Source organism: Bacillus sp. EB01 (genome assembly GCF_000613125.1).
In the GTDB taxonomy this organism is placed as follows: domain Bacteria; phylum Bacillota; class Bacilli; order Bacillales; family Cytobacillaceae; genus Bacillus_D.
Window position 1 is genome coordinate 1,899,224 of sequence record NZ_HG964497.1, and the last position, 15,337, is coordinate 1,914,560.

Genomic DNA, 15,337 nt, shown 5'->3' on the forward strand with positions numbered 1-15,337 from the left:
TTTTTTTTGTTTATATATATGGAATTTAATATCAAAAAAACAGTGCAAGATAGGAAAAGGTGAGTCTTGGAACAAATGAAAAGAGGCCCCCGAAAACTTGCTTCAGGTTAGCCTCATTTCTTGTCGTTTAGGTAATTAAGAATTTCTCAACTGGGGATCACTTATAAATGGAGCGTGTCTACGTCTAGCTCCAGCGCCTATCGCCTAGCAAACTTCAGGCCTCCTCCCTACGATAAGTCATCATCGAACGCTAAAGCTCTTCGTGATTCCTTTATCTCAGTCGAAGTCCCTCCATTTTGTACGGCGATGATCAAGGCGCTTGCGCTTTGGCTCTTATGCCTCGATTAGGTTTCTTTTATTAAGAAGTTCCTTTCCGGATATGCCAGGGTCTGTCATCTCGTATGGATGGAGGATAATATCCAGCTCCTCTTCAGTCAGTGCTCCCCTCTCAACACAAAGTTCACGGACCGATTTACCTGTCTCAATCGCTTCCTTGGCTATAGCAGCTGCTGTTTCGTAACCAACATGGGGATTGATAGCTGTAATGATTCCGACACTGTTGTTTACATATTCTTCAAGCCGGTCTCTATTGGCTTCAATACCTTCCAGGCAATACTTGCGGAACACACCAAACACATTGGTCATGACTTTAATCGATTGAAGCAAATTGAAAACGAGAACCGGCTCCATGACATTTAATTCAAATTGGCCAGCTTCGGCTGCAAGGCAGATTGTATGGTCATTGCCAATGACCTGGAATGCTACCTGATTTAGTACTTCCACCATGACCGGGTTCACTTTTCCTGGCATAATTGAAGACCCTGGCTGACGGGGAGGAAGATTAATTTCTCCCAATCCGGCTCTCGGCCCTGATGCCATCATACGCAAGTCATTAGCGACCTTGGACATATTCATCATACAAACCTTCAGTGCTGCGGAAACCTCAAGGTAGCAATCAGTATTTTGGGTTGCATCAACTAGATGGTCCGCCTTTTCTAAAGGAAGGCTGCTATTTTCAGCTAAATAGCCAACAACCTTTTCAACATAGACAGGATCAGCATTCAGCCCTGTACCTACGGCTGTAGCACCCATATTGACTACATACAGATGCTGCCTGGAAGTATGAATCCTGCCTATATCACGGCCAAGCACCCGGGCACAAGCCATAAATTCCTGCCCCAGCCTGATAGGGACAGCATCCTGAAGATGTGTCCTTCCCATCTTAATTACATCATCAAACTCATTCGCTTTTGCAAAAAATGCCTGTTGAAGCTCCTCCATTGTGTCAAGCAGCCCTTTAAGGGAATCCAGGACTGCAATATGTATCGCTGTCGGAAAAGCATCATTCGTGGATTGAGCCATATTTACATGGGTGTTTGGGCTGATAATCGTGTAACTGCCCTTCAGCTTCCCGACTAACTCAAGGGCCCGATTGGCAATAACTTCGTTTGCATTCATATTGATAGAGGTTCCGGCTCCGCCTTGAATTGGATCAACAATAAATTGATCATGCCAGTTCCCATCGATGATTTCATCTGCTGCAGCGATAATTGCATCTGCAATTTCAGCCTCCAGCTGCTTTGTTGCCTTATTTGCCATCGCCGCAGACTTTTTCACAATAGCCATCGCCTTTATCAGGCTGGCATCCAGGCGATAGCCAGTGATTGGAAAGTTTTCAACCGCACGCAATGTCTGGACCCCATAATACGCATCTGCTGGGACTTCTTTTTCCCCGAGGAAATCCTTTTCTATTCTATTTGTGTTTATCGTGCTCATCGTTTCCGCCCCCTAGTTACTTTTTATCCCCTAGTAGTCTGAAGTATTAAGTAAAAATTTTTTCTTTTCTGCATCAGCCCTTCAAAAACTAACAATCAGCGGAGAAAAAGTCCTTCCGCTGATTAAAAGTTTCACCTACTATTATACCTTTATAAAGAGGAACCATGTGTATAAATGTAACCGTTTTCATTATTCCTGCTAATACATAAGGCAAGCAAGGCTTAAACAAAATGCCTCACTTGCCTTACCCTTTTTTATTCTTTTGTATGTTCGCCCGGAATAAAAATTTGACCATATTTCCCCACACCAAGCAGTGTTTGCATGATGGTTTTGGAAAGCTGGCTTGTTTTATACGGCTTGACCAGGTACTCCTGCGCCCCTAGCTTCATTCCTTTTACTTTTTCATCGAGAGCGCTTGATACGATGATAGGAATCGTTTTCAGTGCTTCCTTTTGCTTCATCTTCTTCATTATAGCCCAGCCATCCAAACCGCCGCCCTCAAGGATAATATCAAGCACAACCGCGTCCGGGGGATTTTGTTCCATATATTGAAGTGCAGGCAGGGCTTTTGAAAAGTAAGTAACCTGGAAGCCACTTTCCTCCAATTCCTGACATATCAAGATCCCAAGACTTGGGTCATCTTCAACGACTAGAACGCGGTAACCGGAAATCAGCTGCTCCTCTTCCCTGGATTGCTGCTCGGTTTCCGGACTATAGTGAGGAAAGGTCACTGTGAATGTCGTTCCAACACCCTGATTTGATTTAACAGTAACTTCACCACCTAGCGCCTTTACTATTTCGTTTACAATTGCAAGACCCAGGCCTGTCCCGCCTATTTTCCGCAAGTCGGAATTATCAACTCTGTAAAATTTAGTGAAAAGCTTCCCGATGGATTCCTTTGGTATTCCAATACCCTCATCGGCAACATCAATCGTGAATCCATTGATATCCTTATAAACAGAGATTTTAATTCGCCCGCCGTCTGGAGAATATTTTATTGCATTAGAAAGGAGGTTCCGGAACACCTGCCCGACTTTGTCACTATCACCAAGAATTATAGCCTTCTCAAGCATCGCCTCCAACACGATTTGATGCTTGTCCGATACCTCTTGATGAAGTGCTGCAACGTCTTTTAAGATCGGTATAACATCAACCGGCTTTTTTTCATATGTCATTTTCCCTGCTTCCATCTTTTGAACATCAAGGAAGTCATTAATCAATCCTGTCAGGCGCTTCGCCTCGTTAAAAATGGTCGACACATATTTCTTTTGCCTCTCAGGTTTTAATTCACGATTCATCATCAGCTCACTGAAACCAAGTATACTTGCCAGCGGAGTTCTCAATTCATGGCTTACTGTACTGACAAACTCTGATTTCATTTGGTCAACTTCAAATTCTTTCGTAGTATCCCTATGGACATAGACAGTTCCGAGCCGCTCACTGCCCTGCCAGGCCTCTTTGCAGTAAACCTTTATAACCCTGCCAGTTTCCATCATTTTATATGTGCAGGTATCCATAGAGCCGGAGTCCTTTAGAAAATCGAGGAAAGCTCGTCCTTCTTCCATAAACCCGGCCATCTTTTTACTCCAGATGCTATATTGCATTCCGGCAGGGTCTGGGTTTTGAATACCGAACATTTCACAAAACTGGGCATTAACCTGAAGAATAGTTCCTTCCTTATCAACAAGCTGAATGCCTTCCTGAATCGTATCGAGAATATGCTGATTGAGCATTCGTTCTTTTTCTGTTATTTCGAAAAGAGCAATCTTATCAAGGGCAATCCCAATGTTCCTCGACAAGGCTCGCCAATCCTCATATACTTCCTGTTCAAACGGAGCCCCAAATCGGGTAAAACACATCACAGCCGAGAGTTCATCTTCTGCAGTGAGAACCGGCAAATACAAGTCCTGGCAATAAAACTCCTCTGTATGATAACCATTTTCTTGAGGCCTCGTTCGCCTCTCCGTGAGCAAGGGGCCCTTCGAAGCAACAAGCCGGTCAAGTATCCCTGATTTCAGATGTTCAACAAATCCCATTCTCCCCTGGGAAGATATGCCTTCTGATGCATAGCTGAAATCGGTTGGCAGGACAATTATGCCCCTGTCAGCCTTCAGGATCCTGCTCATATTTGAGACGACACTGTCGAGCACATTCTGCTTATTCAGCGATCTGGACATGTTATTGATTAATTCATTGCGGCCGCTCAGTTTCCTGTCATGCTCCTGAAGGACTTTTAATGTTTTTTCAAGTTCTTCTTGCTGGGCATGAAGCTCTTCCTTTCGTTCAAGGAGAGTATAGTTTTGCTCGAGTAGATCCTGCTCCTTTTCGAGGACTTTTTGAGCCATCTTCTGAAAAGCCGCTGAAAGAGTGCCAATCTCATCCTTTCGGTTTCGGCCAAGAAGAATTGAGGCTGGCTGGCCATTCGCTATATCATTTGCTGCATGTGCTAATTCTGCAAGCGGCTTTCCGACCTGGATAAGCATAATTCGGATGATACCCAGGACCGTTAACAGAATGCCAAAAATAAACACTATGAACACTATCATGATTGTTTCCTGCGTATTACGGAGCTTCTCATATCGTTTGTTAAGCTCATTATCAAGCTCGTGGATATAGTTAGTTAAATACTCTCTAAATTCACCTACAGGCTCCATGACCTCCCAGCTCGACTCTTCAAGAGCTAGTCCTTTTTCACCACTTTCATATTTATCGAACAGCGAGGGCAATACTTCTGAAAAGTAATAAGCGGTAAACTCCTCAATTTGGCTGAGTGCCTCATTGTCACTTCTGGTTGTAGCCAATTTTTCAAACCTATTGGTCATCTTTCGAATTTCTGTTTTTTTCTCTACAGCACTATCCCTTAACTCGACGTTCCCATAGGCAAGGTAACCCCTTGAATTAAGAAAGACTTCATTAAAAGCTGTATTAATTTCCTGAGCCAATAATGTCTTTTCTTTTAAGGCGGTGCGATCCTTTGTATAGTCGGTGCTCAGGACATTCATAATGAAAAGCAGAATGGCAGTCCCCAGAAGGAAGAATGCCATAAATCCACCCATCATCACACCGAACCTCCTGAACATGCTGCGGTTCAAATAATCGCTAATCTTCCCCATTCAGAATATCCTCTATCTTTCCTAGCAGCTGTGCCGGACTAAACGGTTTAGAGATAAAATAATCGGCACCCGCTGCAAGAACCTTTTCCTGTTCGTAGGACTGGCTTTTGGCGGACAGCATGACAATACGTGTCCCTTCACGGGTTGCCTTGATCTTTATTTTCCCAATCACCTCAAGCCCGGTATAAACAGGCATCATATAATCCAGAATGATCAGGTCGTAAGAATTTTTTACAATTAAATCAAGTGCCTCTTGACCATCAGCAGCCTCGTCAATCAAAAAACCGCTGTCTTCTAGTGTATCGACAACAAGCATTCTTAAGATTTCCTCATCCTCTGCCAGTAAAATCCGTTTCATTATTTCTCCCCTTCGATGCCAATTTTCCTATAAGCATCCCTTAAGATATAATAGGACTCTTTCAAGCGTTCATGGTAGCGCGGCTTCTCCCATTCCTTCCAGGTAAAGCTGTAAGGCAACCCGGTTTCCGGGAATACGGCTTTCATGTTGTTTCCTTCAGACTGGGCAATAGCGATATTCATTCCATCCAGCTTAATACTTTTATCCATTCCAATTTTCCATATATCAGCCATGGCTTCGCGCTGGCTTGGGTCCCTCATATTCAGGAGCTGCCAAGGAATCCTTCCTTCGAGAGTCTTTTTATCCGCACTAATGCTGATGTCTGTAAGCGAGTTAAATTCCTTGCTGGCTGGGTTTGCGTTGCCGTACGAGAGTTTCCCTGCCTCATAATCAGTAAATTTCAGAATTTCCTTTGTAATCGGATGTGTCATTTTTTTATTCAAAGCCAGCATGATCGGATGGAAGATTCCATTGTCCTTCTTTGAAGCATAAGGTTTCTTACGTATCATCCCAAGCTTTTCCCCATACAGGTAATAGAACGGATCATAATAGCTGTCCACCATAATCCTCGAATCATTTTCACCCGCCAGATCTATCTTAAAGTCAACACCGATTCCCGGTTTGAAAGAACCTCCAATTGTGGCTTGTCCCTGGTCTGGAACGGTATCCAGAAGAAGATGGACAGGGTTGGTTTTAAGGTCTTGAGGTTCACGCATGTTGATAAGAAAGTGAAAATATCCTTCATCGCTTGTAAAATAGGCGCTGGAAATTGGGCCTTGATCATCTTTATAGGCAGATTCAATACCGGCTTTTTCCCAATCGGCATCGTTTCCGTCTGTGTAGATGGCAGCCCCCCGAGCTCCAGGATCGAAGCCAAGCAAGCCAAAATGCTGTTCATTTGTCTGTTGGTTGTTCCAGTACGGCCTTCTGTTCTCATCTTCAAGGTGCATTGTATTCCAGGTCCGCTTGAACCACTCATCCTGCCAGGCAAACACCATCCCGCCTGCATAGCCTTCATCGACAATCGACTTGAAAAGCACAGAATTGATTTTTCCCTGTTCCTGCTCGGAGTGGTTTCCCTGATCCATTCCCAACGGATTCTTATGCGTCAAGCCCCGTGACCCCGGGACACCGAATTCAGCAACAACGACTGGCATAGTATGTTCCTTTACCAAATCATTCAAGTATCCGGCATAGTTGTTCTTATTGCCGTCTTTATCAGTATAGTTGAGGTATCGTTCCTCTAAATTGAGAAAGTCCGGATAGTACGGATAAATATGATAGGAAGCAAACATGCCGGCCTTGAAGGCATCCTGTTTTACAATATGGTTTGGATTTACTGAGACAAGATCTTCCTGTGCATCTGGTTCGGCCGGATGCTTAAGCAAATCAGTAGTCACCCAGTTTGTAAAGCTCATTGAATGCTGCCAGCCGTATTTTTCGGTTTCATAAGCAACTGCATAATCCATAATCTCCGCAAGCCATATTTCAAATGGCGAGGCATTATTTGTTTTGAAATATGTCCCATTAAATTGCTTCATATTTTTATGTTTTTCATTTGTTGAAACAACCATTTGCGGGTCCCACTCAATGCCGGCAATGAAGCCAAGTACATACTCTGTAATATCGGCTGAGTACGTTCCGGAAGCATGCCCCTTTCTTTCAGGGACCTTCGCATTCCCATGAATCATATCAACCATATAGGTGATTTCAGTTTTGATATCATCACTGCTTAAAAAGGCATCCTGATTTTTTATAAGCTCTTCCTCGTTCACCCAAGCGCCGTGAAGCAAATATAGGGGCTTTTCTGCTGTCATGTTATATTCAAGAAAAGCCTTATAAAAAGCTGGAGGATGCAGTGTATAAATCCTCAGGACGTTCGCATTCATCTCCCCTATCGCACGGAACCAGCGGGTATATTCATCCTTGGAGATTGCAGCTTCACCTGGATAACTTCCCGGCTTCCCCATCCCCATATTTACACCTTTAATCAGGACGTCTTCCCATTTGCCGCCTTGAAGAATCTGGATATACTTATCGCCAGTTTTGCTATTGATCTTGACGCCGGCCTTTTCAATGATTTCAACCTGTTTCTGCTCTCCACCGGAATGAAGGCCTTGCTCGAGCAGTTTTTTCATCATAGGCACATATGCTTTCCAGTAGAATGAGTCTCTTGCAGCAAAAAACTGCCTCCACTCGGCAATTCCCCTTGTCTGATAGAGAGAGGGAACCTCCCCTTCATCAGCAAAGTCCCCCGCAAAATAATAGGAAGAAAACCTTGCATTTTCATGGTTTAGGACTGCTGGGAACTGTGCAGGAATTCCGTAGCCTGCAAGCCTGTTCTTTGCCTCCTTCTTCAAAGGTAAGCTGTAGGTTGCAAGAATTTCCGACTCGTCACGGGCTTCAATGATATCAAACCAGTATTGATAGTCAGCTTCGAGCTCATCCCCAAATTTCTTTCTGCCTTCTTCTGTGAACTTAAACCGTGCGCCATTATCCGTCAGTTCATTTTGAGGGACAACGACGATGAAATCGTTCCGATCGACAAACACAAAGCCGCCATTTTTGAAATTCCATTTCCCTGTCTGCTTTTCATAGTTTTCCTTTGCCCAGATTGGGACTTCCTTTCCAGCAAGATCTGGAAAGTATCGTCCAATCCAACCGGTCCACTCCGCATTCAATAGATTGGATATTCTTGACCGCACCTCGTTAGAAGCGGGGCTTCCGAATGTATTAAATTCAGCAATGAAGGTCTTTTCCTTCCCGGTAAAAAGCGCTTCCTCAATAACATCCATTTCTTCTGGCTGAAGTCCGCCATACAGCATCTCCGAGCGCTTCCCCATTTCGTTTTTGCCAAGGAATTCCTGCTTGTAAACACCATATTGGTCTGCGAGATAAATAAGGTCCTGCCTAGCCAGATTTTCAGGAAGAGGGAGTACACTGTATTCGTTCTCTTTTTCAGGCTTGAAACCGCTGTAGTCGCTATTGGCTGAATAGCGTTCACTATCGTCATTTTTATATTTTTCATTATTTAAAATCCAGACTAACCCGTTATGCTCCCGATATGATTCATCCGGAACAGTTTTATCGATAATGGCAACATCCAACTGCTTGCTTGGCTCGAGCTGCCAGAGCCAAAAGGGAGCAGTAACAGCTGTAAGAAAAAAGAGCGTAAACAGGACAACATAGGAACGAGGTTTGTTAGTAAGTAACTTCATTGTGATACACCTTTTCTTTTCATTTCTCCCCAGCTTTTATCCCCTCTGATTAACTTCCAAATACCCTCGCAGCGCCATAATACTGTCAAAGGCCTATACCAGATTGTCTCCGTCAAGGAATAGAAAAAGAGTTTTACACTATCACGGACCCTTGGGTATTTCGTCAATGTCCATTCTTCAAGAAGAACGGCAGCCATTGAAATGATTGAACCGTAGAGGAGCGACAATAGAAATAGCAGAATAGCAAACTCCAAGTAGATTCCTCCCAGGAACAAGCAGAGTACGACAAAAATATAACCCAAAAGTTCAACAACCGGTCCTAAAAATTCTACAATCCAAAAATACGGAAATGAAATAAAGCCAATTGAACCATACTTAGGATTGAAGGTTAGTTTACGGTGTGTCCAGAGGCTTTCAAAAAGGCCCCTGTGCCAGCGGCTCCTCTGCTTCCTAAGAATAGACATTTCTTCAGGTACTTCTGTCCAGCAAACGGGGTCCGGGACATAAACTATCTTTTTCTTTAAGCCCTTTTCCTTCATTAGCCTGTGCATACGGACGACAAGCTCCATATCTTCGCCAACTGTATCGGTTTTATAGCCTCCCGCCTCCATTACCCAGCGCTTTGAAAAAACCCCAAAAGCCCCAGAAATGATTAATAGCAGGTTGTGGCGGCTTAAGCCAATCCTGCCCATCAGGAATGCACGCAAATACTCAATAATTTGCATAACAACAAGAGGATGGCTTGAAAGCCCGATTTTCAGGATGTGCCCATCCCGGATATCACAACCATTTGCAATTCGTACGCTTCCCCCCGACGCGATTACTTCCTCATCGGAATCGATAATTGGCTTCATGACTTTTAGGAATGCATCATTTTCAAGAACTGAATCACCATCGAGGGAGCATACGTACGGGTAATTCGAAAAGTTCAGGCCTGTATTCAAAGCATCTGCCTTTCCGCCATTTTCCTTGTCTACCATGTAAAGGTGAGGAAGGATGGAAGATTGATAGATACCCCGAATAGGTTTTGTATCAAGCTGTTTCCTGACTACCTTGTTGATTTTCTTCATGTCATAGTGGGAAATCATTTTTTCAAGCGTACTATCCTTGGATCCGTCATTCACCACTATTACTTCAAAAAGCGGGTAATTCATTGATAAAAGAGACCTGACACTCTGGACCACTCCAGCCTCTTCATTATAGGCGGGAACAATGATGGACACTGGTTTTGTATAAATCTCGTTCATGTAGTCCATATAGGTTTGGTCTCTATCCAGCTGGTATTCTTTCCTTAACTGAATTACTGAAAAAAGCAGAATAATAGAGTAAAAGACAATGACTCCAGTCATATAAATGGCAATAAACCAGCCGAAGAACGTAACAATATCAAGCCAACCGAAATCTGTCATCCCTATACTCCTTTATTGACCCATTCCATCGCCATATCTTTTGCGAAGGGATCTTCTGTCGTTTCAATAATTTCCTGTAATAATGCCTTTCCATTTGGAAACTTCGACAGGGCTTGGCCTGCCTGAGACCGCACCCACCAGGATCGGTCGTGTATCAATCCATTGAGATGCCCTATTGCGTTTTCATCCTTCATTGTGCCAATTAACCTCGCTGCCATCATTCTTTCTTCCCATTTTTGGGAATGCACCAGTGGCAGATAATCATCAAGCTGATTTACATAACCTATTGAACCAATGGCTTTGAGGGCACGAAGCCTTATTTCACCATTATATTTTTTATACATTGATTCCAAAAATCGAAGTTGTCTAATATCCTTTTTTACACCAATCACATCCAGGACCGCATATTGAAGCTCTTTCCTTGCTTGATGAAAACCAAGCGTGAACTGGTCAAAATGGTCGTTCTCCAGCCTGAGCAAAATATTCCGGCATTCAAACTCTGACAAAAACGTATACCGTTTATTTAGATAATCATAAAGATTAATAAATTGAAAGCTGGCCAATATTCGCAGACTATGAATTAATTCCTCTCGGCTTGTGCGCTTTTTTCCAAGCAGGGTGAATATATCCTTTAACAAAGAGTCCATCTTGAAATCCTCTATATAATAAAGGGCATTCATCCTTGAACTCCACTTCCGGCTTTTAAGTCTATCCCGGTAATAATCAGTTAAATAAAGACATGCGAGCTTGGTTAGATTCTTCCTTTCCTCTTCACCTTCAAGAATTTCGGTATAGCGTGCCAGGATTTCCTCGACAGCCTTTTTTTCAATATCAGTTCGAGGAACAAGCTTTCTTGAAATTTCACCTGTTGTTATATATTCAAATAAAAGCGGATTGTAACTTTCCTTAAAATCCTCAATTTGTCTACGTTTTTTGTTTGCTGACCATTTTCGGACGGATAAATACAAAAGTATGAAAAACAGGATACCGATGAACACAGCTGTCAGGACTGAAAGATAATACAGTTCAACAGCCATTAATACTGCCTCTGGATCAGGACCTTTATTCTTGCTTCAAGCTCGGTGATACTGAAGGGTTTTGTAACATAATCATCCGCTCCAAGGCTTAACGCTCTGGCGATATCGTACTCGTTTTTTCTGCCAGTCAGCATAAGTACTTTAACAGGCCTTCCTCCACTTTCTTTTCTGACCTTTTGGAGGACCTCAATTCCATCCATCACCGGCATTATGCCATCAAGGATGATGAAATGCTCGCCTTCAGCATGAAGCCTGTCTACCTCAAAGAACTTTCTCCCATCTTCAAATAACTTGATATCAAGCTGGAAGTTCGCAGCATCCATCCGTTCCAATACCTTTGCCAGCAGTGATCTTATAATGGCATCATCATCAATGATTGAAACAAAAAGAGTCTTTTTGTATACTTCGCTTCCTTCCTGGATAGCTGGTTCAATCCTGGACCTGCCCATTTCCTTTGCCCTGTACAACGCCTGGTCTGCCGCTGCGAATGCCTCCTCAAGTGATGTGATTTCCTTATTAATCACGGTAACACCTGCGGAAAAAGATATGGATATAGACTGGCCAGACTGGTTGATTCCGTAGCTGGATAGGCCTTCCAGAAGCTGCTCTACCAGCAGCTGTGCCTCTTCGATATCCGTATCGGGTAATATAAGTGCAAATTCTTCGCCGCCAATTCGGAACGCACTATCCGTCCCTCGAATGCTATCCTTTATATACCCCGCAAAACCTAAAAGGACTTTATCACCTATAGGATGCCCGAACCGGTCGTTTATCTTTTTAAAATAATCCAGATCCAAAATGGCCAAACAAAAACCTTTTTTTGTCCGTGAAAGTGAGTTTATTTTTCTTAAAAATGTATCCTTCAAGAACCTTCTGTTGTATAGGCCTGTCAGTTCATCAAGGAGTGCTGATTCATCAAACAGCCTCTTCCTTTCAAGTTGGCGTTCAATCCTGACCTGCAGTTCCTCCAAATCATAGGGGAATTCAAGAAAATCATCGGCGCCTTTGCGAAAAGCCTCGATCCTCGTTTCTACATTGTTAAATGAACTTACAATTAATTTGGGAATGTACTGCTTTCCTCCGTTGTTTTTAAGTTCATCAAGAACTGACAGCCCGGATTTTCCGCTTATCTCTATAACCATGCAATCCGGTTTAAAATTAAATGGGCTGTCTATTGCTTGTTCATAGCTGGTATAACCCATAACCATCCAGCCCTGTTTTTCCAACGACTCCTTTAATAGGACAATTTCAGAAATATCCTCAGAAATGATCTGGATAATTGGCAGGCTTTCGCCAATACTATTCCCCTTTTTATCCGAGATATTTTCCTGTTCATAAACATAGCTGATTAGATTAAAGAGAAAATCTCGCAATTGCTCTCGCTTCCATTGCTTCTTTCCGCCTTCTTTGACATCTTCCAACATGGTATCAGCCATGTCCGCAAGGCTGGTAAGCCCGACAGTTCCGGCAGTCCCTTTTATCGAATGAAGAAACCGGAAGAGTTCATCATCATCAGGAAGGTTTACTTCTCTAACATCAAACCAATCAACCACTTGATTCTTCACTTTTTCAAAAATTAGCTTTGCATATTTTTTAGTATCCATCATACCAACTCCAACAATCGCATTTATGGAAAAAATCGAATAAAGTCTATTTATAGATAACACTATCTACATATTAGTTTATTTGTTGCCGAAAGGTGAAACAATAACAAGCTCTTACTAAAAGAAGCCTAAGTTTGAAGATTTAGTGAACAAGTTTTTATTATGACTTCAGGGAGATGAATAGTCTTAAACACAATTGGTGAGTTAAGATTAATTTCACCTCATAAAGGGAAGGTTTAAAAATGAAGTTAATGAATAGGAGAAACTGGATGAATCATTTCGATTTTGATCTTGAACCATTACCCGATGAATTTTTCAACCAGCCAACCCTTGAATTGGCACGAAAATTACTGGGCTGCATACTTGCATATCATTCTACTGAAGGACTAGCGGCCGGCTATATTGTCGAAACTGAAGCATACATTGGCCCTGGTGACCAGGCAGCGCATAGCTACATGAACCGGAGGACAAAGCGAACGGAAGTAATGTTTGCCGAATCCGGAAGGGCATACACATATGTAATGCATACACATTGCCTCGTCAATGTTGTGAGCGGGGGTGCGGGCAACCCGGAAGCAGTCTTAATAAGAGCAATCGAACCGTGTTATGGAGAGGGTTTAATGCGAAGCAGGCGTTCCGTGGAAGACAGGCGCAATTTGACGAATGGACCCGGAAAGCTCACAAAAGCTATGGGTATTACAATGAGGGATTACGGAAGAAAACTTACCGAACCTCCACTTTTAATTGCCAGGGGCTACATTCCTACCTCCATATCACAAGGCAAGAGGGTTGGAATCGAAAATTCAGGAGAGGCACGCGATTACCCATGGCGATTCTGGATAACGGATAACCGTTTTGTATCAAGAAAAGGGTAAGCATTTTTAAAGGCCTGGTAAACCGAATGTTTCCACACTACGTGACTAAGTAAGGTAATTTAAATGAAAAATAATAATGATTAGTCATACATTCAAAGCTTCCCTTAGAAGTCTGTATGTAAATGATGTATGATATAAAGCATGTACAAACTTATATTAGGAGGAGAAGTTATGTTTAACCAAGAGTATGAACAGCTGTTGAAGAAATCTATTGAGGTTGCACCAGACTGGTTAAAGAATGATATCGAAAGCATTGTGAGCAAGGAACCTACTGCAGGTATTAGCTATGTGATTTCAGAATTACACCACACCTATACATTCAGCATCAGACATATCATTTCGGCGAGACATCTATCTAGTGAATGGTCACAGATTTCTAGAGAACGATTGAACATTATTGATAATAACATTGATGTTATTGTGGCTCTTTACCACGAGGCAAAGAAAAATAACAAATGAATTTTTCAACACTAAAAACGCAAGGTTAAAAAACAACCTTGCGTTTCATTATGTCTTTATGTCTTTTATATTTAGGTAATATGACGCTAATTACTTTGGTATTATGGTCGATACTTTAGATTTTCTAGTTTAAAGGGATCTTCTTCTATTAGCCAAGGTCGGTTGGCATAAATGCTCCTGGAAGGATGTCTTCGGAACGAACCCTCAATACATCACCTTTGAGGTTGCTAAGAATGATATCGACATCAGGCCCAAGCAGTTCGGCAATGACCTGGCGGCACGCTCCGCACGGAGGCACAGGCCTGTCAGTGTCAGCAACGACAGCCAAAGCAGTGAACTCCGTTACACCTTCAGAAATAGCTTTAAAAATTGCTGTACGCTCGCCGCAGTTGGCCATTGAATAAGCCGCGTTTTCAATGTTGCAGCCATGGAACACCCGTCCATCCTTCGACAAAAGTGCCGCCCCTACCCCGAATTTGGAATACGGAATATATGCGAATTCTCTCGCTTTTATGGCCTCTTGAATCAATTCTTTTTCATCCATGTTGCGGTTCCCCCTACACGTCAGTTTTGGATAATTTTGATAAGCCATTCATACACGACACCGCCGAAGAAAACACCAAATACCCCGACCACTGCAGAAAAAACAGGTGGTGCAGGCAGGGGCAGCTTCAGAAATTTAAAAAGGAGACCTACTGCCATTCCTGCTATCAATGCTAGCAAAACCTCTCTCATATTACTACCTCAAATCGTTTGTTAGTATGATCCAGAAGCTGTTTCACCATTTACTATTGCAACACCAGAACTGGCGCCAATTCTTGTCGCGCCTGCTTCGACTACTGCAAGAGCATCTTCACGGCTGCGCACTCCGCCCGAGGCTTTGACACCTATTTCTGGTCCCACGGTTTCACGCATTAAGCGAACATCCTCGACTGTGGCACCACCTGTGGAAAAACCGGTAGAAGTCTTAACGTAATCTGCTCCTGCTTTAACGGAAAGCTTGGAAGCCCGCACCTTTTCTTCATCAGTAAGAAGAGAAGTTTCAATGATAACCTTAGTTAACGCTTTTCCCTTCGCGGCATCAACAACGGCACGGATATCGCGCTCAACAAGCTCGTCGTTTCCATCCTTCAACGCGCCTATGTTAATGACCATATCCACTTCAGTCGCACCATTTTCAATCGCATTCTTTGTTTCAAATGCCTTTGTTTCTGGTGTGCTGGCTCCAAGAGGAAAACCAATGACGGTGCATACCTTTACTTCAGGAGAATCTGCCAGCAATTCTGCTGCCGTCCTCACCCATGTTGGATTGACACAGACTGAAGCGAATTTAAACTCACGTGCTTCCTCTGCCAATTTTGTAATTTCCGCTTTTGTAGCATTTGCTTTTAATAATGTATGATCAATCATTGCTGCAATATTTTGAACCATGTTAATTCCTCCTTTTACTTACACTATTACTATAACAAAAATCTGAACAAATGTAAC

Annotated in this window: 12 protein-coding genes; 2 read left to right on the forward strand and 10 right to left on the reverse strand. The window is 42.9% G+C overall.

The window, feature by feature from the left end:
* Positions 1-333: 333 nt before the first annotated feature.
* The 7 genes from aspA to TY16_RS08465 all read right to left on the reverse strand — a co-directional run bounded on the left by aspA (position 334) and on the right by TY16_RS08465 (position 12,515).
* A complete protein-coding gene (aspA, locus tag TY16_RS08435) occupies positions 334-1,776 on the reverse strand; it encodes an aspartate ammonia-lyase (protein ID WP_043931420.1) in 1,443 nt (480 codons plus the stop codon).
* Positions 1,777-2,030: 254 nt separating this feature from the next.
* A complete protein-coding gene (locus TY16_RS08440; RefSeq protein WP_081772932.1) occupies positions 2,031-4,889 on the reverse strand; it encodes an ATP-binding protein in 2,859 nt (952 codons plus the stop codon).
* A complete protein-coding gene (locus tag TY16_RS08445) occupies positions 4,876-5,247 on the reverse strand; it encodes a response regulator transcription factor (protein ID WP_043931422.1) in 372 nt (123 codons plus the stop codon). The genes TY16_RS08440 and TY16_RS08445 overlap by 14 nt, the downstream gene beginning before the upstream one ends.
* Positions 5,247-8,465, reverse strand: coding sequence for a hypothetical protein (locus TY16_RS08450; protein WP_043931423.1), 3,219 nt, complete (start codon positions 8,463-8,465; stop codon positions 5,247-5,249). The genes TY16_RS08445 and TY16_RS08450 overlap by 1 nt, the downstream gene beginning before the upstream one ends.
* The gene (locus TY16_RS08455; RefSeq protein ID WP_043931424.1) at positions 8,462-9,874 is read right to left on the reverse strand and encodes a glycosyltransferase family 2 protein; all 1,413 of its coding nucleotides are present in this window, start codon (positions 9,872-9,874) and stop codon (positions 8,462-8,464) included. Before TY16_RS08455 ends, TY16_RS08450 begins: the two co-directional genes overlap by 4 nt.
* A 2-nt stretch (positions 9,875-9,876) precedes the next feature.
* A complete protein-coding gene (locus TY16_RS08460; protein ID WP_043931425.1) occupies positions 9,877-10,911 on the reverse strand; it encodes a HEAT repeat domain-containing protein in 1,035 nt (344 codons plus the stop codon).
* The gene (locus tag TY16_RS08465) at positions 10,911-12,515 is read right to left on the reverse strand and encodes a diguanylate cyclase (RefSeq protein WP_043931427.1); all 1,605 of its coding nucleotides are present in this window, start codon (positions 12,513-12,515) and stop codon (positions 10,911-10,913) included. The genes TY16_RS08460 and TY16_RS08465 overlap by 1 nt, the downstream gene beginning before the upstream one ends.
* Before the next feature lie 269 nt (positions 12,516-12,784).
* Here TY16_RS08465 and TY16_RS08470 point away from each other — a divergent pair, with 269 nt between their 5' ends.
* The gene (locus TY16_RS08470; protein ID WP_043931428.1) at positions 12,785-13,390 is read left to right on the forward strand and encodes a DNA-3-methyladenine glycosylase; all 606 of its coding nucleotides are present in this window, start codon (positions 12,785-12,787) and stop codon (positions 13,388-13,390) included.
* 171 nt (positions 13,391-13,561) lie between these two features.
* Entirely contained in the window at positions 13,562-13,849 is a 288-nt protein-coding gene (locus tag TY16_RS08475; RefSeq protein ID WP_043931429.1) for a hypothetical protein, read from the forward strand.
* A 148-nt stretch (positions 13,850-13,997) separates the two neighbouring features.
* Here the strand turns inward: TY16_RS08475 and TY16_RS08480 are convergent, their stop codons facing one another.
* The 3 genes from TY16_RS08480 to deoC are packed head-to-tail and all read right to left on the reverse strand — an operon-like array spanning position 13,998 to position 15,280.
* The gene (locus TY16_RS08480) at positions 13,998-14,393 is read right to left on the reverse strand and encodes a cytidine deaminase (protein WP_043931430.1); all 396 of its coding nucleotides are present in this window, start codon (positions 14,391-14,393) and stop codon (positions 13,998-14,000) included.
* Between the two features lie 20 nt (positions 14,394-14,413).
* On the reverse strand, positions 14,414-14,584 hold the full coding sequence (locus tag TY16_RS08485; RefSeq protein ID WP_043931431.1) for a XapX domain-containing protein: 171 nt from the start codon (positions 14,582-14,584) through the stop codon (positions 14,414-14,416).
* Positions 14,585-14,605: 21 nt separating this feature from the next.
* Complete coding sequence (deoC, locus tag TY16_RS08490) at positions 14,606-15,280, reverse strand: deoxyribose-phosphate aldolase (protein ID WP_043931433.1); 675 nt, start codon at positions 15,278-15,280, stop codon at positions 14,606-14,608.
* Positions 15,281-15,337: the final 57 nt, after the last annotated feature.